The organism is Brevibacillus sp. FSL K6-0770 (assembly GCF_038000275.1).
Lineage (GTDB): Bacteria > Bacillota > Bacilli > Brevibacillales > Brevibacillaceae > Brevibacillus > Brevibacillus parabrevis.
The window spans coordinates 3,920,877-3,941,898 of sequence record NZ_JBBOBQ010000001.1; the positions used below are offsets into that span (position 1 = coordinate 3,920,877).

Consider the following 21,022-nt stretch of genomic DNA (forward strand, 5'->3'; position numbering starts at 1 on the left):
AGGAGCGACTCAGGTGGACATCAAGCAATTGCATTACTTCGTCACGGTTTCCGATCTGTTGAGCTACTCCAAAGCCGCACAAAAGCTGCACATTTCCCAGCCTTCGCTAAGCAACGCGATCAAAAATCTGGAACAAGAGGTGGGCTCGCCCCTGCTGGAAAGAAACACGCGGAAAATCGAGCTGACGGACGCTGGAAACATTTTGTACCGAAAGGCGATCCTGCTTCTCTCCCAGATGGCCACGCTGAAAAAGGAAATGGAGGAAGTCAAGGAAACCGGGAGCGGCCAGCTCATCATCGGCATCATCGAGTCGGCCAAGCATTGGGTGCCCAAAGTCATTCGCAACTATCAGGAACACTTCCCGTCCATGAATATCAAGCTGATCGAAGTGCTGAGCGGACAGGCTGTCAAAGATTCCTTGCGCAAATACCACACCCATCTGCTCATTACGAACCAGTCTATCCAGGAAGACGATCTCGAAACAATTCCGCTCTACATCGAGAATTTGGTGCTTGTCCTGCACAGGAGCCATCCGTTAGCGCAGCAAGAGTCCGTCTCGCTGAAAGAAGTGGTGGCTGAACCTTTTATCATCAGCACAGAAGGCTTCCAGACTCGGGAAAACATCTTGTCGGCTTTTGCCATGGAAGATGTGGAGCCGCGCATCAAATTCGAGATCGAACGCTTCGAAACCGCGCTGTCGCTCATCCGGGAAAATCTGGGGATCACGATCATTCCCGAAAACTATTTGGCTGGCGTAAGCGACCCGTCCATTGTGCGGAAGAAAATTGATTCATCATTTTTGCAAAGAACCGTTTTTTTAGCTTACTTAAAAAATCGTTACTTGACTCCGGCGGTTCGGGCATTTTTGGCAGGGATACAAGAGGAGTTTGGTTGTGGGAGACGAGAGTAGTTTTTGTCAGGAAAGGCAGGGAACGTTTGACTTTTGCTGCGGGTGCGTTCAATCTGGTCAGCTTTTTCATCCGCCTGCTCGAATGATTGATTCGCCACGCTTTGGTTGTAAGAATGCTCTTGCTAATTTTCTTCTTCATTTCCTTGCTATTTCTTTGCTGTTTCCTTCCTATTTCCTTGCCGATGCACGTAACTAACGGTCCTCACTCGCTTGCGTTACGGGAACTTCCCATTCCCAGCCGCAAGCGGGCCGTTCTCATCCGTTTCCCAGTTTGTGGTATAATGGAACAGACAAAAAGGAGGGAACATTTTGACGATTATTCGAAAAAACCCCGAAACGGTTGCACCACCTGTAGGCTCCTACACGCATTTGACGATCTTGCCAAGAGATGCCGAGCTGCTCGTGCTGAGCGGACAGGTTGGCATGGACCCGTCTGGCAACCTCCCCGATGAAGTCGAACAACAATTGCGTCACGCTTTACAAAATGTGGCCCTCATCCTGCAAAGCGAGGGAGTCTCGCTGGACGGAATTGTCAAAATCAACATCTGGATGACCGAGAAACTGGAGCGCACCAGCTTCCAGGCAATCTGGAACGAATTTCACGGCGGCAATCCGCCTTCGACCACAGTGGCCTACGTCTCTGCCCTGGCCCAGCCAGCATTGAAAGTAGAAGTGGAAGCGTGGGCAGCGCGATAAGCATGAGGAGGTGCCAAGGTGCTTAAAAAAATCCAGGAATCCGTGTACATGGTTGTCGTCTCGCTTTCAGTCATTGTGGAATGGTTCGCATAAAAAAGTGGTCTTGTCTTTCCAGGATGTGCCCGGCATGATGATGTCTCGGGCTTTTTTTACGAGGTGGTTCGCTTGTGCAGGTGCATCCGCACCTTGCTCGGGCTGGCTTCCTTTTGCAGGTGCATCCACACCTTGCACTCGCTGGCTCCCTTGTGCAGGCGCATCTACCTTGCACGGGCTGGCTTCCTTTTATAGCCGCATCCACCATCCACTTTCTAATGCAAACAAGCCAAATTTCCCAACCAGCACACATGCAGCCGGAGTGCCACATACTTTCATTTTCAAGAGGTGCAAGCTATGTTTTCCCCCATTATCAGTATCTTAATGAGCATCTGACTGTACAGAGAAGCAAAGCTTCGCAACGAGCCGCGAGCGCTTTGGGCGATTTCCGGGCTGTTCTTCTCTTTTTTGGCGATGGGTGTGTTTCACTTGAAATACGGGAATCGCACGCAAGGCATTGTCGCTTTGTTCTTCGGGATTGTTGTTTATTCTTTTTGGCTTGCGGATTTTGTGCGTGCATAACGCTTCTAATGCCAGTGGAGCAGCTCCCTGGTTTTTTCTTTTGTCTGTTTGTCTTTGGTCTATTTGTTTCTGGCCTGTCCCAGCTTTTTCCCCCTGTCCAATCGCACTTTGCCCACTCTCTGCTCCGCTCCCCTCGCCTGCCATTTCTGCCATGGCCGACTCGCTCTTTCTGTCCTCATGAAATGAACCAAGTCCCGCATACCTGAAAAAACCCCCGGATATCCCGGAGGCTGTTGACGGATGTACTGAAAAACGGCTGCGAAATGGTGTATTTACCAATCCGGCTTCTTTAATAGAGAACTTCCAAAACAAATTCATTCGATCGAAACAGCATTTCCAACGACTTTTCCTCAATCCTGACCCTGGCAATGAGTTCTTGCGGGTTGGCAAAGCATGCGGCATCCTCCGCGCCATATTGGCAAAAACAGCGGCCCTTTGGAGTATTCGTGATGGAGTAGCGCTTTTCTTTATACGTAAATTCCACTTCTCTGCCTTGGAACAAATCAAGCATAAATTGATCGTATGTATAAGCCATAAGCGCCTCCGCGAAGATTAGTGCCTTTTCATGTGGATGCTTGTTTTGTCATAAAAACAGCTTTTCGCTGCCGATTAAACTTGCTCTCGCGTCTCTTGCCCGCTTCGCCTGGTTGTTCACCTGCCGCTGCCTGTAACCAATCTCATCCAAACACGTACTTCATGGCGAAAGGAGCGCTCGGTATGTATGACTTTTTCTCTGCCGTGTTTGTCGTCATCTTTCTCCTTGCCTGGGGTATAATCGTACAGGTCAGGTCGCTGCCGGGAAAATGGCTGTGTCTCGTTGTCATGCTCCTGTTTTTGTGGGGGCTGGCCGAGTTGCTGGACTATATGCATCCTTCGGCGCCGCACTACGAGTAGGCATCTTGTCTTATCAACTTGTTACGCGGTTACGCCCTCTGATCCATCCCCTCGACATGCTGGCCGTTTTTTAGGCTTGAAGACGGCATCACCTTTATTCCTTGTTCTTAGCAAAATACCCTTTTTCAAATACACACACGGTTTCAACGGGAAGACTTGTGTTCTCGAAGGCAAATTCGGCATAAACACCAAAGCCCAACGCTAATGAAATAAAACCCGCTCCGTTCGTTTGGATGTCAGGATCATATTGCCTGACAAACGTTTCTGCTTCCTCGTAAGGAATATTCATGAGGTTTTTTCCATGAAACATGACCGAAATCCGCTCCGAATAAAACTCCATAAAATGACATTTATTGGTATCATTTTTAAAATACACAAAACAACAACGGTAATCATCCATTTTGTCATATGTATCCGTACCATAATGGAACCTGCGCCCCGCACGAGGTTGAAAATTCAGCGCGGCCTGCACTTCGTCGGGAGTCATGCCAAGCAACAGCTCTCCCGCCCCTTTGTATGGGTCTATATGAAACTCTGTAGTTGCCGGATATTCTGTCCTATTTCTCGGAGGTGGGAGTCGTTGCTCCGAGTTGAATGGCGTTGGTTCCTCCAGATTGTATTTCTTTTTCAACCGTTCTTTTACATCATCGGGAATCATCTGCACTCTCCCTGCTCTGGTTAATGTTCCCCCAATCGCTCCAGCCACTTTGCGAGTTGTTTCTTGGAGAACTGCACATCGTGGGCAGCGTGTGCTCCTTCTTGGCTTACCCACTTTTCCGCAATCTCCATGACGATGTCTATGGTCAATTCGTCTGTCTGCTGAAACAAGTCATCCTCATCTGCTCTCCAGCGCGACCAAAAAAGCCAGCACCATTCCGCCAGTTCCGCCGCGGTGTGCGAGTTTGCTTGGGTGCATGATTGCTTTAGCAAGTGGAGCAGGCTTTCTTTCGTGTGCCGGTAGTCTTTCAAGGGGATCATCGTATGTTCACTTCCGTTTGTAAAATTGGGGGAGTTTGTTTGTTGAGCGCTCATAAATTGGTATAATTTACAATAAACGAAATCAATTCGATTTTCAATTTCAAGCAAAAGGCGGGCATTTATTTGTACTACTGGCGAAATCAGTGGGGCTACTTTTTGGCGCTGGTGTTGATGTTATCGCTTTACTTCACGGTTCAAATCGTCTGTTCATACAAAGGCATCTTTATTGACCAACATTTCGAGCTTTTTTTAACACTACTCGCAACAATACTTTTGATTCGTCTCATCTTTTCCCCAAAAAGATAACATTCTTTGGCTTGATACACGTTCTTACAGTCCATGAAAAAGCGCTTTTCTCTGATTGGGGGCGCACTCTGCCAACAAAAAAGAGGCGCAATCGCAGCCGCCTCGTTCGCTAATTCACTATCGGATTTTTGACGCTCAGTAACAGCTTATCTTCTTTTCCAAAAACATCGATCGTCTGCACGTGCCCCTGGAGCACGGCTCCGTTTTCATTGACCATGCCCAAAAACGGATGCGTCAGCTGATCAGCGATTTTCTTGCTTTCTTCTGATTCCGTCAATCCGGTGTAAAGGCCAAGCTTGTAAAAACCTTGCTCGCCCTTCGCGATCGCCAGTTTCAGCTCTTTTTGGTACCACGATGTCATCGAGAAGTTTTCGTGATAGTCCTTTAGCATCACTTTTTCAAGCTCGGCCAATTTTTCAGCCGGAAGGACCGCGGACTCCTCCGCCCCCTTGGCCGGAACTGCCTTTTCCGTCGATTCATTCTGTCCACTCGGAGCAAAAAGCCCCAGCGCGATGGAAACAAATCCTACAGCCGCAATGATGTTCATTCTCTTAAAAATTCGTTTGGCTTCATTCTTTTGCTTCTGCGCGTCCTTCCTCATCCCGACAAAAGCCATGACAATGGCAACAACCACCGCGATAAACCCAATTGGCAAAAATAATACAAAAGACACGCTGTTCCCCCGTTTCCTCGTCGTTTTCCGGCGTCTTCTTCTATCGCTATCTGCATTGATTGTACCATTAACCTCTTGGTAATGAAATTCAGTCCTGACATATACTCTGGGGAAAACTGAGTTGGCTGCGGGCATACAGTCAACGATAAAACGGCTTGAAACACATCGGGCGCTGATTGTGGATTCTCCTTGTGTAGACTACTGGCTGCTGTGGTTGTGGTGACTCCATCCTTACCCGAATCCAGAGTTGAGCCGCCCCATAAAAAATCCCCCCAAGTAGACAGAGGTAAGTGTTTGATTTTTCTGGCGCTATGAGAGGATCGTATTAGCATGTGGGCGAGAGTTCTCCTGTTATGGCCGCTCTCCGCTTTGATATGTCACGATCGGAGCTTTAGGAGCAACTGGTCGCTCTCCGCTCTGGGCAAAAGCACTGCCAACCGAGCCGAATAAAAGGCACAACATCAGCCCGAGACTGATTTTTCTCATTTTAAACACCCCCTTCAGATGCCGCTTCGCAATCGGATCAGCTACGCTCAAAATCACCACTTAAACGAATTGGCGTCTTATTGCCGATCGCTCCGTTTGGATGACCACTTTCTTTTTTTTTCACGATCCTTTTTTATAAAAAGAACTTTCCTCTAGTCTGGCACTTCAATGTACTCGGACACTCTGGACTTGAGTATCTCGATCAGTTCTTCATCCATGAATCCATAATCATCGGGTATACTGAGACAAATGACTTTCTTGCCTGCGAGCCTTGCTCCAAACTTATCTGTCAGCCTTCTAACATGCTTTTTCTCCATGGCAAAAATCAAATCAGCCCAGCCAATATGACCAGCAGTGACTTTGATCCGCGCATTTTCCTCTGTTCCCGCAGATCTCACATCATAGTGATTGTATCCGTGAAAAATGTTCTCTGCTGTTAAGCTGCGCCATTTATTTCTGCTGCAAATGAACAAGATTTTGATGCTCGCCGCCTCCATTTTCCTTTCGCTCTGAACCTCGACACTCACCATCTCGTGTGCAATGGCTATTTGTTCAGCGGTTATTCCGTGTCGTTCGACTCAATACTCCTGCTGCAAGACATCCCGCCCTCCAAAAAGCAAACTCACCACAATAGTACCATTTTCATATTTTTATGGAGATATTTTCATACGAAACAAAAAAAGACGAAGTTACCTTGTTTCTAATGAATAAAGAGATACGCCTCTACTCTTATGGTAAAATCCCCTAGACTTGCCAACAAAACAAACAGGGAGAGCATGCCATGATCCTTACCTTTTTCAAATGGCTATTCGCTACCATTCTCATTGTTGAAATACCAGTAATGATCTATGTTCATTTTGTGTACGGTATTAGTCTTCGATTGGGAGGCATCGGGCTCTTGCTAATCATTACGTATCTCTTATTTGCTTGGGATGCGAAGCGCACAGCAAGAAGGCTTGGCCATCGTTAACAGTTCTTTTGGGGCTTCTTTTCTTTTTCAGCACTTCCATGCAAAAGCAAGTCGTAGACGCACCCAAATGTTATACTATTCACAATTCAACGAACAAAAGAAGCGCCACAAACCGCAAAAGGATGATTGGATTGAAAAAACTGCTGCTGTTCCTCTACGACTCATTCGCAGAATTTGAAGTAATTACATTAGTCACGGCACTCAAGAGAACCGACTACACGCTTGTTACTTTTTCGACCAAGCCGAAAGGAGAGGCTATTACAGCCTTATCTACGCTGTGTTACCTTCCTGCCCGATCCGTTCAAGATATCGATGTTGACGAATTTGCAGCCCTGGTTATTCCGGGCGGCGCCCCCCATCCGTTTCTGCACGACCAAAAATTGATACAAGTTATTCGGTCATTTTACGAACAAAACAAATTAATCGCAGCGATTTGTGGTGGGCCTTCCTTGCTCGGCGCAGCCGGCATTCTCAATGAAATTGCCTATACTGCCTCTATTGAACCGAGCGATCTGGAATACGAGCACGTGATGAATTGGGAAAACAAGCGAAATGAACGGCTTGTCATCGATAAGAACGTGATTACAGCTACAGGTTCCAATTATCTTGATTTTGCGGAGGAAGTGTTGCGAAGGCTTGGCGGTGTAGAGCCGGATGATGAGAATCCTTTGGCATACTTTAGAGAGCCGTCGATGTCGTAGGTGCAAGTTGCTATCGATACTGCAATCGGTCAAGGAACCACTCATCATAGAAGCACTCTCAACCTCTTCTACTTTTCATTGTAGTTTAGGGGTTGAGAACACAGCGGGTCGTTTTTGTAGCCTTCAATCTTGGAACATCACCAACGAGTAGTTTTGGTTCCAATAACACAGGTATATATAGATTGGTTAAATCGCCGAACAGATTTCCTTGTTTGTTTGAAATGAAGAACCGTCTTATCTGACGGAAACCATAGTTGCCTTGCAAAAGGATAATATCTTCTGCTTAGCTTATCAGTTAAAGCATCTCAAACCAACCAATAACTAAATATTAACAATTTTGGTTTTTTCTCCGATACTCCTAATATATTCTGAATAATGATATAGGAGTGAGGCATTTATGGCAAAAAATATATCTATTCGTGATTACACACCTAGCAAAAGTAACACTTCGCAAACTACAAAAGTTACAGTTCCAACTAAACCAGCCTCTCCGCCTAAAGAAGTAGCCGTAACAACCACAAATCCAAAAAGTGACTCCGTTCAAATTAGTCCAGCAGCACAACAAGCTTATAAGAGCAGTCAAGTCACACCAGCCCTGTCCACTCCCCAAAATGAAAAAAATCCGACTGTCCAACCGAAATCAACAGTAATCGCCAAATCCATTCCAGAAGGCACTCATAGCGGGAACTCAGGCTCAATAACCACCGATAATAAATCCTCAAAACAAGAGCCTGTTGTAAAAGAACGTATTGACAAAGATAAAGAAGCACATGGTGTTGTTGTGAAAGACCATAGAGATAAGGATAAAGATTTACATGGTTATACCAATACTAAACCGAAATCTAACAAAGACACCTATGACCCCTATGCCATACTTAAGCTGAAAGCACAGACTACGCTCCCCAATAAGAATCTAATCAAAATACTTAGCAATCAACCTTCTCAGCCTTCTATAACAAATTCTAAGTCTGAATACATAAAACAAGAGAAAAAGGTCTCAACAAATACTTTTGAAGGTCCTGTTGGAGAAATTGATTATATTTCATTTGGTGGAAGTGCAATTGCAGGCGGTGGTGGTGGTGCCGCAATCACAATTGACAAAAACGGAAAGGTATACATAGGAGGAAATATCGGGATTGGCTTTGACGTCGGATTCAGTGGTAAAGCTGGTTACATACCTGATGATATTAAACCAGAAGATTTCATCTCAGGAACTGCAATAAATGAAAGCATACAACTTGGACCAATTTCAGGAGGGCTCACTAAACCTTACAGTTCTACAGGTAGTTCTCCAACGGGACTCGAAGTTGGTGTAGCAGGAAAAGTACCAATTGGTGGCAGTATTACTTACGGAGGAACTAAAGAAATTCTCGATATTAAAAGGGACATTGTAGAGCCTGTTAAAGACATTGTTGAGGACGTAAAGGACCTATTTAGAGAAAAAAGATCAAGAGACCGAGAAGAAAAGGAGAGTAACGATAGAAATATTGTCGAAAGAGTAATTCGATCTATTTTTGGTTAATCAAATTAAATCATCAATAGTAGGAGTGTATATTTCTTGAATGACTCGCCTTGGATATTAATCGCACTTTTAATCCTTTCCACTATAGGTTTTTTCACTGCGTTCAGAACCAAGGACGTCCAAAAATTACGTTCTAGAATAATTGGATCAGCAAGCGATCCTCATAGCCAATATGATTATTGGTTATTTAAAATCATTGGATTCTTGATGTTTGCTATTGGAGCACTCGTAATAATAGCGAGAATATTAAACCTACTTATTTAGTGTCCCCCCTCTTCTGCTTGTATAGCAAATGCAAAGCATGTAGCTAGAAGATGAGGGCATCGTTAGAAGTCCCTTTGGGGCTTCTTTTCTCTTAATTACTGCTAAGTGGGTTACTTGCTAGATCAGTGAATCCGCTCAGCATTTCTCATCTTGTGACGATGATGCAATAAGGCCCTATTCAGTTGCCTGATCCGCCCCTGACTTTGATTGTAATCGTCCGTCCATAAAATCATCTCGGCAACAATGTTGCTTAGACTTAACTAAGAAAAACTCTCTACCTTAGGCTCAAAAAATTTCCATATTTTGTTTTGCAAAAACTAACTCAGTGCTCTATATTTTTATTGGTTCCTATTATCTTTTTTTGAAAAATAAGGAGGGTTCTTGTGCGTCTTGCAAAAGGGTATAACTCAATTTTAGTAAGTCTTGTACTGGCATTTTCTATCTTATTTTCGGGACAAAACATTGCTTTAGCAGAAGATCAACAGCCTACTAAAGATCTTGTTCCAGCAATGACTGACTTCGATAAACCTGCTCCCATCGTCATTAGTGAAAGCGCCCATTATGGGTCTGGTGGACGTAATGATTATGGATGGAAAGCATTTGATGATTCTGTTGATTTTAATCACTTAGATTTTTGGTACGTTTATGCAACAACACCGCCTGAAGGCGGCCATTTTTTAAAAGTTGATTTCGGTTCAACTGAAAAAAAGAAGGTTAATCAGATTACTATAACCCCTTTGTTCCACAATGACTCCGTAAAGTCACTTATCAAGGACTGGAAATTATATGGGTCAAATGATAATACAACATGGTCCCTTGTTACCGAAGGGAAGTTAGAAAATGATAGAACTCTAGTAACAGTAGAAACGAATAATAAGAAATACTTTAGATACTATCGTATCAACGTTTTAAATAGTTATTATGATCCGACTGGGAGTTCTGTAGGAATTATGGAATTGGAAATGATCGGAGACACACTCATAAACACTGATCCTGATCCAACTCCCGATCCTACGCCAGCTGGAGAGCGTGCATTACTTGTTATTAAAATGATTAGTGGTCTTGAAAAAGAATTTGATTTATCTTCAACTGAAGTAGAAAGTTTCATTAATTGGTATAATAATCGTGCAGATGGACGCGGCAACGAAACATACATATTTGAAAAGAACTTTAATAAGGGGCCGTTTACATCACGAAAAGATTACGTAGCCTTCAACAAAATCCAATCCTTTGAAGTCATGGAATATAGCAAATAACATAAACGGCACCCTCCATGAGGGCGCCGTTTATGTACTTACGCCTTACAGCTATTATATGATTCATGGATATTCACTAGATTTCCTCATCATTTAACAGTTGAAGTTCCTATCGATTCGATCAATTCACTCAACATTGCACAAAGTTTTAGCGGCTGATCATGAATTATTCCGCAGACGATGTAGGATGTTAACCATAGATAAACAAGTGCGACTTCGGGGAATATTTCCCACGCAGCAGCCTCACGACTATGATAAAACAGATAAAAACGAAGACTCCCCCAACCTTGGAGGAGCCTACAACTAGCTAAATTGGCGCTACTCGAAACATTCCTGTTAAAGCAGGGTACTGCTGAAAGCCGTATTTTTCATACAGTTTCTTGCCTTCGTTAGACGAAAAGAGACCGATAAAAGCTTGGTCGGGAGCACTCTCTTTTAGATAGAGCATGAGATTGTCCCTATCCCCATTTTTTGAAACTCCGGACGCACAACAATATCTTGCACATAAAAATAAACGTACCCCAGCTCCGAGTCTCAAACCTTTTTTCGCCCAAAGCGATCAGCGTCACCCATGGCTGGTGAATGGTAATTGTTTTCATGCCGAACTGCCCCCCCATTGATCGCAGCTATCTACGTTCCTCGTCGTCTTCAGCCGCAATGCCACACACAACAATCATATGTTTTGACACGTATGTACCGATGGCTGCTCGCTTGCATTCACGTTCCTTGAATCAGCTTGGCACTTTCGCTGTCTGCCCCTCCCGATTATCCGATCGTCCATTATCGTAAAACGACGGGCAGAGATATCGGTGAGAGATCCTTCATGATTTTTTCCACTTCCTGAGCACAAAGCGGTTTGATTTGACTGAAATACTTCTGTTTTGCAAGCGACATGACAGTTGTGCAAATATGCGTATTAGTCACCGCTGGAACTAATACTACATTAGGATCAACAGAGTAAAAGCCTTTTGAAGCAACCTCGCTTTCAAAGTCCTGGGTTAGCCGCACAATATCATAAATTTTAATACTGAATAACTCATCGCTGAACTTAACGTAGACATCAAATCGGCAACCTCTGCTTTCCGCCTCAAACTCAAGACACTCAGAATTATCTGTAACGTAAATTTGGATTTGGTCCATGCTCGCCTCGCTTGATTTTTTTGTGATGCAATCATGATGCCCCCTGAACGAACGGGTAGCTATATTCATTCTCTCATGGAGAGTAAGAAACAGGGAGGATTTAATTACTTTATTGGTGAGAATTTCGAAAATTAAAAACTCCATCCCATGCCCTTTTGGCAAAGCTGAAAAAGAGAGTCCCTGATGTTACAAATCATCCATGCGGCAAAAATAAACACTCGCCCAGTCCACTCACCTACAGCGGTACATACGTATAGCAATAAGGCACCTCGTTTACGGAAGGAGTGATTCGATGCCCATCGCGAATGACAACAGGCAGCAGGTTTTGCAGACATTCGGAAAAAGTCGTCCTTTTTTTGTCCCGAATGTCGGCCAGGCGGATTCCCGACTTCATTATTACGTAAAAGGAGCCGATTATGAAGCGTACTTCATGCCGGGAGAAGTTCTCCTGACGTTTCAAGAGAAGCCTGCCGGAGATTTTTCGCCCACAGCAGCCCTCGGCTCTATTTTTCCTCAATCCGCGGAGAAATGGAACAAGCAGGTACGCGGAGTCCGGCTGTCTTTGGCGTTTTTGGACTCCAACCCGGCAGCAAAGCCGACAGGCCGCAAGCTCGCTACAAGGACAGTCAACTATTTGAAGGGCAACGATTCTTCCAAATGGCATACAAATATTCCTACGTATGAGCACGTCGTCTATCCGAAGCTGTGGCCGGGAATTGACCTCGTGTTTCACGGTGATAACGGCCGGATCAAATACGAATTTGTCGTTCAGCCCGGTGCGAAGGTGGCAGACATCCGTTTTGCCTATCGCGGAGCAAAATCGTTGTCTCTGGATGAGCAAGGGAATCTCCTCATACACACCGAAATCGGGGAGCTTCGCGAAGCACGTCCGTTCAGTTACCAGCAGATCGGCGGGCGGAAGGCAAGCGTCGGCAGTTCCTTTTTGCTCGAACAGCAACTAGATGGCGCACCCGTCATCCGCTTTCAGATCGGAGCTGACTACGATCCGCATTACCCGCTCGTCATCGATCCTGAGCTGGAGTACTCCACGTATTTGGGCGGAGGGAATTTCGAGATCGGCTTTGCGATCGCGGTCGATGCAGCGGGGAACGCCTACGTGACAGGCTCTACAAACACTCCCGAAACGGCTGCCGTTCCTTTTCCCGTCACTCCCGGGGCCTTTCAAACAACATTTGGCGGGACATCGGATGCATTCGTCGCGAAACTGAATCCCGCCGGAAACACTTTCCTGTACTCCACTTACCTTGGTGGAGGGGGGATCGACCAAGGTTCGGCGATCGCCGTCGACTCCTTGGGAAACGCCTACATCACAGGCAACACGAACAGCTCTCAAACGAATCCGGTTCCGTTTCCCATCACTCCGGGGGCCTTTCAAACGACTTTTGGCGGAGCGCTGGATGCATTCGTTACCAAACTGAACCCTGCGGGCAACGCCCTCGTTTACTCCACCTACCTTGGCGGGGATTCCATCGATTTCGGCTCGGGTATTACCGTCGACGCCGCCGGAAACGCCTATATCGTCGGCACTACGGCAACTTCTCAATTGGATTTCACACCTTTCCCCATTACTCCCGGCGCGTTTCAAACGTCGTTTGGAGGGAACACAGATGTGTTTGTCACCCAATTGAATGCCGCGGGCAACGCGCTCATCTACTCTACCTATCTGGGCGGAGGATCGTTCGATTCCGGGGCCGCCATCGCGGTCGATTCCTTGGGAAACGCGTACGTCACGGGAAGTACCTCTACTCCCGAGACCGATCCCGTTCCCTTCCCGATCACCTCGGGTTCCTTCCAAACGCTTTACGGGGGAGGCAGCTCTGACGCGTTTATTGCCAAACTGAACGCCACTGGCAGCACGCTTGTCTACTCTACCTATCTGGGCGGCGGGCAAAACGATGCAGGAGCTGCCATCGCGATGGATACGGCAGGCAACGCATACGTGGCCGGAAGCACCGCTACCCTCCAGACCGATCCCGTCCCTTTTCCAATCACCCCGGGCGCCTTCCAGACGGTCCACGGAGGGGGGCTCTTAGATGCATTTGTCACCAAGCTGAACCCGACAGGCAGCGCGCTTGTGTTTTCTACCTATCTGGGCGGCAGTCAGGACGATCAGGCTTTCGGGATCGCACTTGATTCCTTGCCAAACGTCTACGTGGCGGGTATCACCAACACACCGCAAACAGCACCCGTCCCTTTTCCAATCACACTGAATGCCTTTCAACGCAACTACGGGGGCGGCAGCCACGATGCATTCGTGACCAGCCTGAACACCGCAGGCAACGCTCTCCGCTATTCCACCTACTTGGGAGGCGGGCAAGACGACCAAGCTTTCGGCATCTCCGTAGATGGATCGGGAAACGCCTACGTGACAGGCATTACTTCCACTCCTGAAACAGATCCGGTTCCGTTTCCCATTACTCCAGGGGCAGCGCAGACTTTATTTGGAGGGAATCTGGACGCATTTATCGTCAAAATCATCGTGCCAGCTCCGCCGATCCCTATCAACGTCCTCGAAGTCTGCATCCGCGTCCCCAAAATATACGACTGGGTCTACACTGCGCTCTCGGGCCGAAACGAAGTCCGGATTCCAGACGAGTGCCGCCCGCTGGTGGAAGCCGCAATCCTGGCCGGTCAGCGTATCGATATCCAATGTGCAACGCCGCTTGTTCCACCATCATCCGGACACGTCCAGCCACCGTGCTGTTCAGACGCTGCTTGCTCGATTATCAGCATCCGCCGCGACACCAGTCTCGTTTACGGAAACGCAGTGCGAATGGGCATCGTCCACTTTCTGCTTCGCTCCACGCAGTTGATCCGCGTATTTGCCGACAGCGCGCTGCTGTGCGAATTTTCGGCTCCTGCCCAGCTCGACAGCGAAATCGCGCTTTGTTTGCCCGAGCCTCTGAATGCCTCCAACATCCGCTACCACATCGTCGCCAGCGAGTGTACGCCGAGCAGCCATGTACTGTTGGACGGCAGGGTCGCCATGGACATCGTCATCTGCATGCAGATCCAGGTGGAAACGGATGTGAAGCTGGAAGTGCTCGCCAAACTTTGCGCACCTCGTCCGAACTCGTTCCCGGTTCCCGTCCCGACCCCATCGTTCCGTTGCCCGCCCATTGCTTTCCCGCCGCAATGCCCGAGCCTGTTCCCGCAATGAGCAACGATCGTCAAGCCGGGAGACGTGCGTTTTTTGCAAAAAGGCAGCTGGCGCTTCGGACTTTTCATTCTCGTTCCAAGCTCGGCTGCCTTCTGTTTGCTGTCCGGATAGTCCCATTTTAGTCAGTGATCGCCGCGCTCAAAATTTTGTATCGCAAGAAGCGCGAAATGGAAAACATCAATATTCCATATTATGGTATAATTTTCGGTTAGCAGGAGTAGTCTGGGATTACTCCCGACCTTCGCAACTGTTCAAGTTGTCCGCAACTCCATCGCACGCAAAAATCAAATTGGTAATGGGTGACCGCTCAATGATAAAACAGCTCGCAGTTAAAATGCCTTTAGTCTACAAACTCAGAATCCTTCAGCTTCGTTTAAAGAGAACGACTCGCAATCTGTTTGTGAATTTTGCCAATGAGCGAATGGTTGATCGCTTCCCCCATGTAGTCAAACGACATCAATCGCTTTTAAGGAGAAAATTGGGTACATCCGATCCGATGTTACAGGAAAATAAAATTACCAATCTACGCATTGCCCTAAAATCCATGGACGGGATTGTTTTGAAGCCAGGTGAAACCTTTTCGTTTTGGCATTTAATTGGGAAACCGAAAGCGAGCAAAGGGTATATTGACGGATTGCTGTTATCGCAAGGTGAAGTGAAAACAGGTGTTGGGGGAGGGGTGTGTCAGTTAGCGAACTTGCTTTTTTGGCTTGCCTTGCATACACCGTTAGAAATCACGGAGAGACATCATCATAGTTTTGATCCGTTTCCAGACGAGCATAGGGTCTTGCCTTTTGGGAGTGGGGCAAGCGTATTTTTTAATTACGTGGATTTGCGTTTCTTTAATCCCACCAATGATCAATTTCAATTTCACGTTTGGCTAACCGACCAACATCTAAAAGGAATTGTCTTTTGTGAAAACGAGTTGCCCTTTTCCTACCATTTGGAAGAAAGAAATCATCAATTCCATCATATAGACGGGAAAAATTTTAGAGAGAACGAAATATGGAGGAGAGTCATTGATAAACGAACCGGGAATCTTCTGCATGAAGAATTGATGATTCACAATTATTCTGAAGTCAAATATGAAATAACTCGGTAGGGGCATCAAGAACCTATCTTGATTTGCCGTAATGCAAAAGTTGTTGAGTGGTCAACACCCGCTGTTCCGTTCTGCCAAAACATTTGCTATCTTGCCTGCCCTGTTTCCTGCCCCCTTTTTTGCGGTACGAATGTAAAGATTCTTTAGCCAACATGTCTTTACCCGTTAGCTGACACTCGATTAGACGTTCAGCCACTTCAGGCTGTTCAATCTGCATGTTTGGCACGACCGAAATCGTTGCGAGCCATAAGCCATAAAGGAAGGAAGTCCAGCTCGATTGTGCCTCTCTCTGACTTGCTCCTCTGGTGATTAGGGCAGTTATTGGCAAATGTCCTCATTACCTTTATTCATCTTCCTTGTCAAAAAAGCCGCTCGGTTGACCGACTCTTCCGCACTTTACTCAAGCTTTTCCAAGAAAAAACCCCAGATAAATCCTAAGGATCAGCCGCCAACGACTAATTTGTTTGGATCAACAAACGACATGACCGTTTTGTTGACCGCAAGCAGTCACATCCCGTTTGCTGAAAAAAGTATCGACGTTTTTCACAGAGAAAACCCTGCTCCTTGGATACTTGAAATATTACCCGCCGAATCCTCCGATACTAAATAAAGTGTCCAATATCCTGGCTCGGTAATAGTAAATCCATCCAAAAGCACCTGTTTCCGTTGATCGGCTGTTACATTCAATTGTCCAGATCGTACGATTCTCGGATCATTCCCGGCCATAATCAAACTTTTATTAGGCATAACGTTAAAATCCGCGTCCCTAACGAAGATATAGTAAATAGTCCCGGGCTCATCTGACCAAATCTCAAAATCTGCCGTGGTCGATGTGTGATTTCCAAGCATTGCATTCACGTTTGGAGTAATTGTATCATCGTGCGGTGTAACGATATGCAGTTCGCCTTGGGCGATATTGACATTATTCTTGTAAAAATGAAGCGTGATGTCATAGCTTGTATCCGCACGTAATGTTTTAATAGCACCAAATCCATAAGTCTCTCCGTAATTGAAGACCCTGTATTCCTGCCCATTTACATAAGCCACCATGTAATCGGCATAGTCGCTATCTGACCACCTCCATCTAAATTGGACTTGCTCCGCACTTAGTGCTGTCTGTTCGATTGTTACTGATAAGCTATTTCCGGGTCACCCTGGACCTACACCGTGCGAGCGACTTTCATCGCACACGGCGTTCCATCAACAAATAAGAAGATAACGATTTACAACGGGCAGATTTAGGGTAAAGGGAGCAAGCTTATCTTGCAGCTAACTAAAGTTATCGTTTCAACCCGCGCGATTTGATGAATGGCGGGATAATTGAATCTCCAGCCCCATGCCAGAAGATCAGTTAAACCAATGGATGATCATTTCAATTGCCATAACGACGGGCCCAATTCAGAAATTTTTTCATCATCACAATCTCCTCCTTAGTTTAGCGCTTAATAGCGCCTTCGCTAAGTAAGGACATCGGGAGAAAGATTTTAATAAACGACGAGAGGTAACCGGTAACAGGCATGAAGAAGCGTGAGCGGAAAATTTTTTCAAAATCGCAGCGCGAAACATTCTCAGCGGCGATGTTACACAGCTGGAACTAATCCACTTTCAAAGCATCACAAAAATGTCCAGCCGTTACATAGATAAGAAGTACATCACAGAGATGCGCCCGCGGTGGAACGACCAGGTCGAGATCCGAAAAAATAGAACCTTGCTGACGCGAAATACCCCACTTAAAGGAGGCATTTTACCAGTTTCTCGTCTTTCTTCAGCTGAAGGACCCCTTCTCGTTGCTTCGGCAGAACAAATCGGATCGAGAACGGATTGTCTATCTGGAATGCTATCTCAACACACCAACCCTTCCATATGTTACAAGAGATCAGACAGCATGGCGGTTCGCCACTGACTGTACCGCAAGGATGTTGTCGATTACAAAGACACGCGGCGCTTTTCTCGTGAGGCAGTACGCTTTTAGTCGGTCGTCTGAAATTTCGATGGGACGCAAAGTTCGCTGTGTAGTGCGGCCGTCACTGCCAAGGTAAATAATCCGGATGTACTGATGCTGTTGTATGGCTCTTTGCAGTTGCCTTTTCATGCTGTTCGCCTCCATATAGGAACGTTTGTTTGTATTATATGCGAACATAATACGAATATGCAAATAAAAAAAGCTCCACACTTGTGGAGCTTTGCAGAAGCGTCGAACTGCCCTATAGCTACCCGGTTAAAATTTTTCAGGGAATTGCTTGACGATGCCTTCTGTCAAAATGTCCGCCAAATGAATCATATGGATCTCGTTTTTGTCCGTTGCTGCAATATCCGCTTTCCAATCTCCTTTGAGACAGTTCAGAACTATTTCCGTAATCAATTGAAGGTGCGCATAAAGCATATCTTGCAGCGTTTTAAACTGCCAGTTCGGATTCGCTGCACTTAAAAATTTCGAAATATCGTCAGCGTTTCTATGCCAATCCGCCTCCAGCTTTTTCACATCCGCCTGATTGCCCGCTTTGGCAGCCGCTACAATTTTCCCAGCGATCAAAATATGCTCTCGGAGAAGATCAGCCAGCTTATTTCCGGCGGCTTCCCCATAATAAGGCTTGATCAGATTCCCGATATCCTGCTGGTTCTGCAAAAGTCGGTCCAAAACGTCCTGCTGGTCTGGACGATTCGATATGGCACTGACAATGTAGCTTCTCGTCCATATTGTATGGTCGATCCAGACTTTCTGCATATCTGTCTTCAACTGCACCATTTTGGGACTTAGGCAAACTGAATCAGCGGCCTTCCCCTCTTTGGCTTGCACGGATACTACTGCCTGCATCATGCTAAAAACGAGTGCCAAGGTCAACAGTAACGCAAGCATCCGTTTGATTTTCATATTCATCTGCTCCTCTGTTCATAGGAAATAAGTCTTTTCAGGCTGTTTTATTATGGTTGAGATACCTGATTTTATACATTGCACTTGCCACTTTGAGGTTATTTAGGGTTGGTTTTCAATGGTTGCCAAGAGATAGATGAAATGCTCATGGAGTTGTTTAAACAGGCAACAGCCCTCCCCGGTTATCCTCCGGACGGAGGGCCGTGCTTTTGTCGCGTTGTTTTTTCTGTCATCCGGTCAGGCATCGTAAACATAAGCCAGGGCAACTCGCTCAGTCCGCCTGCTGGATCGTTGGTCAATCGCTTTTTCCAGGCGTTCGAGTTGTTCAGTAGTCTTTTGGCAGTCAAACACTGTCAATTGCCTTCAAGCCGGCTTCACGTTTCCAGCTCTCCAGCTTGAAGGCCGTAGACGTTTCTTTATCGATAAAATTGTCAGGCTTATCAACATCATACTTATCTGGCCTATCCGTCTCAATCAACTTGATCAAATTATGCGGGTACGCTGGGTCAGCAACGTCACCCGTCTTCCATATCTTCTGGAAAACGCTTCTGCTGAGTGATCCAAGTGACACAATTCTACTAGCACTTAGCGGAATCAATGCATAAGTTGTTGAAGCGTCATGTCCTGCTGCCATTACTGGCCCGTCTGGTGAGAATGTGACAGGTGCACTGTCTGATCCAAGACTTTACTCGTATTTTGCACCCAACTTCCAAGTGATTCTAGAACAACCGTGTTCCTTCCCCCTTTCCAAAAGAAAAAGCCGCTCGGTTGAGCGACTTCGAAAGTAATGACTGATGGAGCGCTGTCTAATCTGCAGTACCAGTATAGAAAGGCAAACCGATAGGCGAAGAAGCATTGTGAGCTGCATCTTCAGCTGTTACATAAAGAGTGTAGTTGGTATGACCAGGAGTCAATCCACTTAGATGGACATTATTTGGGCTACTAAAACTCGCTGCGATATAACCACTATCTACTGCAAGGTTCCCTTGTCCGTCAGTTCCTGCCTTAATCTGAGAGCTGTTCGGTGCGGAAGCATTGCTAGGAACTACAACAAAATAGAGGGTTCCATCCTCATTCACATTGAACTTCAGATCAGCATCTGTGGCTCCAATCCGATAATCGTGATTCACAAATGTGAATGTTGGTGGTGTCGTATCGCTATTCTCGCCTTATCCCTTTTCTATTTCTCGGTTTATAACGAGCCTACACCGTACAGGCGACTTTCATCGCACACGGCGTTCCATCAACGGATAACAAAGGAGATTTACAACGGGCCAATTAAGCGTAAATATTTACAGGATTTGAATGCAACATTTGAATCCACGTAGCAAGTGATAACAAAACAGCCGATTGGATAAATCGGGGAGCCACTCGACAATCAGCTTCATCAAGGAACAGTCAAAAGAAGTTTTCACTGGGTTCGAACCAGCGCCCCACACCTCTTACTTACTTTTACTTACTTTGTATAAAAAAAGACTTTTAATAAAAGTCTCGTGGATTTGAATCACATTCTATTTTTAAAGGCATAAACCAATTTCTCAGGAATTTTCGTGTATCTGAAACTGTTATCGGAACATCGCCTTTTTGAATATCGAGGTACAGGCTATAGCCTCCATCAGATTTAGACTCAATTGGAATCAAGTCAATAAATTCGTTAAAATCTTTTACTGCTTCGCTGGCGCTATCTATTTGTGGTTTGGTTACATCACTTACAATCATCAAAAATTGTCTCTTCAACAATACACCCCATTGTTTTTATTTTCATTATATCACAGTAATGAAAAGCAGGTGGGAAACGAACAGTTGGCGACTTATCGATCTTATCAGAAAATGGTGGCTAACCGCCGCCCTTTGTATTGAGGTTTTGGGTGGGTCATTTGTACCTCTGGTGGCACTTCACTATCCCTACGCAAGTTGAATAGGTCTTTTGGCATCCTCACTCAGAAGACAGCTTTGCGGAAAATTCGATTCCATGATATCCGTCATCCTCATGCAAGCTTGCTATTGAAACAAGGAGTAAATTCGAAAAGGTTGTATTAGAAATGCTAGATCAGGCCAATGTCCGTATTACATTAGATACATATAGAAACCTTTGCCTAATCTCCAGAGAGACACCCGGGATGGATTTGGTAATATATTCTACAAAACCTAAAAGTAGCCTAAGTTCGTATCAAAACCAATGAAACAACCGAATGACAACAATAAGAAAAACCCCTTGATTACCAAGAGGTTTCAGCATTCATTATATGGTGATCCGGACTGGGTTCGAACCAGCGACCCCCACCCTGTCAACAAGAAGTCCTACATTTCCGTTCTTTTCAGAATGATGCATAATGCTTCTTTCTGCGCGGTTTCTTCAACAATATTTATGCGTAATGCTTCTTTTCATTTCCGCCTTTTGCAATCAATGCGTTTGCAGTTTTGTTTGCAAATAGTATTTAGGAAACATCTGTCGT

Annotated in this window: 22 protein-coding genes and 1 pseudogene; 8 read left to right on the plus strand and 15 right to left on the minus strand. The window is 45.8% G+C overall.

Features of this window, described 5'->3' with window-relative positions:
* Positions 1 to 13 precede the first annotated feature (13 nt).
* Positions 14 to 910, plus strand: coding sequence for a LysR family transcriptional regulator (locus tag NST23_RS18470; RefSeq protein ID WP_340964232.1), 897 nt, complete (start codon positions 14 to 16; stop codon positions 908 to 910).
* A gap of 309 nt (positions 911 to 1,219) precedes the next feature.
* Positions 1,220 to 1,606, plus strand: a complete 387-nt coding sequence (locus NST23_RS18475) for a RidA family protein (protein ID WP_173596955.1) — start codon at positions 1,220 to 1,222, stop codon at positions 1,604 to 1,606.
* A 414-nt stretch (positions 1,607 to 2,020) separates the two neighbouring features.
* Here NST23_RS18475 and NST23_RS18480 read toward each other — a convergent pair whose 3' ends face one another.
* Positions 2,021 to 2,374, minus strand: coding sequence for a hypothetical protein (locus NST23_RS18480; RefSeq protein WP_340964235.1), 354 nt, complete (start codon positions 2,372 to 2,374; stop codon positions 2,021 to 2,023).
* Between the two features lie 136 nt (positions 2,375 to 2,510).
* Positions 2,511 to 2,756 carry a hypothetical protein gene (locus tag NST23_RS18485; protein ID WP_340964238.1) on the minus strand — a complete coding sequence of 82 codons (246 nt, stop codon included), beginning with the start codon at positions 2,754 to 2,756 and terminating at the stop codon, positions 2,511 to 2,513.
* 182 nt (positions 2,757 to 2,938) lie between these two features.
* Between NST23_RS18485 and NST23_RS18490 the strand changes: the two genes are divergently transcribed.
* Positions 2,939 to 3,115 (plus strand): hypothetical protein, encoded by a 177-nt coding sequence (locus tag NST23_RS18490; RefSeq protein ID WP_173596951.1) that lies wholly within the window; start codon positions 2,939 to 2,941, stop codon positions 3,113 to 3,115.
* 94 nt (positions 3,116 to 3,209) lie between these two features.
* Here the strand turns inward: NST23_RS18490 and NST23_RS18495 are convergent, their stop codons facing one another.
* The 5 genes from NST23_RS18495 to NST23_RS18515 all read right to left on the minus strand — a co-directional run bounded on the left by NST23_RS18495 (position 3,210) and on the right by NST23_RS18515 (position 6,055).
* Positions 3,210 to 3,773, minus strand: a complete 564-nt coding sequence (locus tag NST23_RS18495; protein ID WP_340964240.1) for a hypothetical protein — start codon at positions 3,771 to 3,773, stop codon at positions 3,210 to 3,212.
* A 20-nt stretch (positions 3,774 to 3,793) separates the two neighbouring features.
* Positions 3,794 to 4,093: a hypothetical protein gene (locus NST23_RS18500; protein WP_340964241.1), complete on the minus strand. Its 300-nt coding sequence runs from the start codon at positions 4,091 to 4,093 to the stop codon at positions 3,794 to 3,796.
* Positions 4,094 to 4,508: 415 nt separating this feature from the next.
* Positions 4,509 to 5,072 carry a hypothetical protein gene (locus NST23_RS18505; protein WP_242775083.1) on the minus strand — a complete coding sequence of 188 codons (564 nt, stop codon included), beginning with the start codon at positions 5,070 to 5,072 and terminating at the stop codon, positions 4,509 to 4,511.
* Between the two features lie 351 nt (positions 5,073 to 5,423).
* Positions 5,424 to 5,558, minus strand: coding sequence for a hypothetical protein (locus NST23_RS18510; protein ID WP_256436801.1), 135 nt, complete (start codon positions 5,556 to 5,558; stop codon positions 5,424 to 5,426).
* Positions 5,559 to 5,710: 152 nt separating this feature from the next.
* Complete coding sequence (locus tag NST23_RS18515; protein WP_340964243.1) at positions 5,711 to 6,055, minus strand: low molecular weight protein tyrosine phosphatase family protein; 345 nt, start codon at positions 6,053 to 6,055, stop codon at positions 5,711 to 5,713.
* A 604-nt stretch (positions 6,056 to 6,659) separates the two neighbouring features.
* Between NST23_RS18515 and NST23_RS18520 the strand changes: the two genes are divergently transcribed.
* The 3 genes from NST23_RS18520 to NST23_RS18530 all read left to right on the plus strand — a co-directional run bounded on the left by NST23_RS18520 (position 6,660) and on the right by NST23_RS18530 (position 10,271).
* The gene (locus tag NST23_RS18520) at positions 6,660 to 7,229 is read left to right on the plus strand and encodes a DJ-1/PfpI family protein (RefSeq protein ID WP_340964246.1); all 570 of its coding nucleotides are present in this window, start codon (positions 6,660 to 6,662) and stop codon (positions 7,227 to 7,229) included.
* A gap of 397 nt (positions 7,230 to 7,626) precedes the next feature.
* Positions 7,627 to 8,751, plus strand: a complete 1,125-nt coding sequence (locus NST23_RS18525) for a hypothetical protein (protein WP_173599833.1) — start codon at positions 7,627 to 7,629, stop codon at positions 8,749 to 8,751.
* A 647-nt stretch (positions 8,752 to 9,398) separates the two neighbouring features.
* Positions 9,399 to 10,271: a discoidin domain-containing protein gene (locus tag NST23_RS18530; RefSeq protein WP_340964247.1), complete on the plus strand. Its 873-nt coding sequence runs from the start codon at positions 9,399 to 9,401 to the stop codon at positions 10,269 to 10,271.
* A 515-nt stretch (positions 10,272 to 10,786) separates the two neighbouring features.
* Here NST23_RS18530 and NST23_RS18535 read toward each other — a convergent pair.
* Positions 10,787 to 10,870: pseudogene (locus tag NST23_RS18535) on the minus strand (2-oxoglutarate dehydrogenase E1); the annotation flags it as partial.
* A gap of 181 nt (positions 10,871 to 11,051) precedes the next feature.
* Positions 11,052 to 11,555: a hypothetical protein gene (locus NST23_RS18540; protein ID WP_173596943.1), complete on the minus strand. Its 504-nt coding sequence runs from the start codon at positions 11,553 to 11,555 to the stop codon at positions 11,052 to 11,054.
* Between the two features lie 148 nt (positions 11,556 to 11,703).
* On the opposite strand from NST23_RS18540, the gene NST23_RS18545 reads away from it, so the two are divergent.
* A complete protein-coding gene (locus NST23_RS18545) occupies positions 11,704 to 14,592 on the plus strand; it encodes a DUF7948 domain-containing protein (protein WP_173596942.1) in 2,889 nt (962 codons plus the stop codon).
* A gap of 310 nt (positions 14,593 to 14,902) precedes the next feature.
* Positions 14,903 to 15,694 carry a VanW family protein gene (locus NST23_RS18550; protein ID WP_340964249.1) on the plus strand — a complete coding sequence of 264 codons (792 nt, stop codon included), beginning with the start codon at positions 14,903 to 14,905 and terminating at the stop codon, positions 15,692 to 15,694.
* Between the two features lie 543 nt (positions 15,695 to 16,237).
* On the opposite strand, the gene NST23_RS18555 is transcribed toward NST23_RS18550, so the two are convergent.
* The 6 genes from NST23_RS18555 to NST23_RS18580 form a co-directional block, all read right to left on the minus strand.
* Entirely contained in the window at positions 16,238 to 16,744 is a 507-nt protein-coding gene (locus NST23_RS18555) for a hypothetical protein (protein ID WP_340964251.1), read from the minus strand.
* Between the two features lie 826 nt (positions 16,745 to 17,570).
* Positions 17,571 to 17,786, minus strand: a complete 216-nt coding sequence (locus tag NST23_RS18560) for a WYL domain-containing protein (protein WP_122964847.1) — start codon at positions 17,784 to 17,786, stop codon at positions 17,571 to 17,573.
* A gap of 126 nt (positions 17,787 to 17,912) precedes the next feature.
* Positions 17,913 to 18,566 carry a glycosyltransferase gene (locus NST23_RS18565; protein ID WP_173599828.1) on the minus strand — a complete coding sequence of 218 codons (654 nt, stop codon included), beginning with the start codon at positions 18,564 to 18,566 and terminating at the stop codon, positions 17,913 to 17,915.
* 343 nt (positions 18,567 to 18,909) lie between these two features.
* Positions 18,910 to 19,200 (minus strand): hypothetical protein, encoded by a 291-nt coding sequence (locus NST23_RS18570; RefSeq protein ID WP_340964253.1) that lies wholly within the window; start codon positions 19,198 to 19,200, stop codon positions 18,910 to 18,912.
* Positions 19,201 to 19,372: 172 nt separating this feature from the next.
* Entirely contained in the window at positions 19,373 to 19,696 is a 324-nt protein-coding gene (locus NST23_RS18575) for a hypothetical protein (protein WP_173596937.1), read from the minus strand.
* Between the two features lie 349 nt (positions 19,697 to 20,045).
* A complete protein-coding gene (locus tag NST23_RS18580; RefSeq protein WP_122964845.1) occupies positions 20,046 to 20,285 on the minus strand; it encodes a hypothetical protein in 240 nt (79 codons plus the stop codon).
* Positions 20,286 to 21,022 lie beyond the last annotated feature (737 nt).

Coding starts and splice junctions, on each gene's coding strand:
- NST23_RS18540 (WP_173596943.1), bottom strand. CDS start 11,555: ATGGAGTTTTTAATTTTCGAAATTCTCACCAATAAAGTAATTAAATCC.
- NST23_RS18510 (WP_256436801.1), bottom strand. CDS start 5,558: ATGAGAAAAATCAGTCTCGGGCTGATGTTGTGCCTTTTATTCGGCTCG.
- NST23_RS18480 (WP_340964235.1), bottom strand. CDS start 2,374: ATGGCAGAAATGGCAGGCGAGGGGAGCGGAGCAGAGAGTGGGCAAAGT.
- NST23_RS18490 (WP_173596951.1), top strand. CDS start 2,939: ATGTATGACTTTTTCTCTGCCGTGTTTGTCGTCATCTTTCTCCTTGCC.
- NST23_RS18555 (WP_340964251.1), bottom strand. CDS start 16,744: ATGGTGGCTTATGTAAATGGGCAGGAATACAGGGTCTTCAATTACGGA.
- NST23_RS18545 (WP_173596942.1), top strand. CDS start 11,704: ATGCCCATCGCGAATGACAACAGGCAGCAGGTTTTGCAGACATTCGGA.
- NST23_RS18580 (WP_122964845.1), bottom strand. CDS start 20,285: ATGATTGTAAGTGATGTAACCAAACCACAAATAGATAGCGCCAGCGAA.
- NST23_RS18515 (WP_340964243.1), bottom strand. CDS start 6,055: ATGGAGGCGGCGAGCATCAAAATCTTGTTCATTTGCAGCAGAAATAAA.
- NST23_RS18570 (WP_340964253.1), bottom strand. CDS start 19,200: ATGGCAGCAGGACATGACGCTTCAACAACTTATGCATTGATTCCGCTA.
- NST23_RS18550 (WP_340964249.1), top strand. CDS start 14,903: ATGATAAAACAGCTCGCAGTTAAAATGCCTTTAGTCTACAAACTCAGA.
- NST23_RS18495 (WP_340964240.1), bottom strand. CDS start 3,773: ATGATTCCCGATGATGTAAAAGAACGGTTGAAAAAGAAATACAATCTG.
- NST23_RS18485 (WP_340964238.1), bottom strand. CDS start 2,756: ATGGCTTATACATACGATCAATTTATGCTTGATTTGTTCCAAGGCAGA.
- NST23_RS18525 (WP_173599833.1), top strand. CDS start 7,627: ATGGCAAAAAATATATCTATTCGTGATTACACACCTAGCAAAAGTAAC.
- NST23_RS18565 (WP_173599828.1), bottom strand. CDS start 18,566: ATGAAAATCAAACGGATGCTTGCGTTACTGTTGACCTTGGCACTCGTT.
- NST23_RS18560 (WP_122964847.1), bottom strand. CDS start 17,786: ATGAAAAGGCAACTGCAAAGAGCCATACAACAGCATCAGTACATCCGG.
- NST23_RS18500 (WP_340964241.1), bottom strand. CDS start 4,093: ATGATCCCCTTGAAAGACTACCGGCACACGAAAGAAAGCCTGCTCCAC.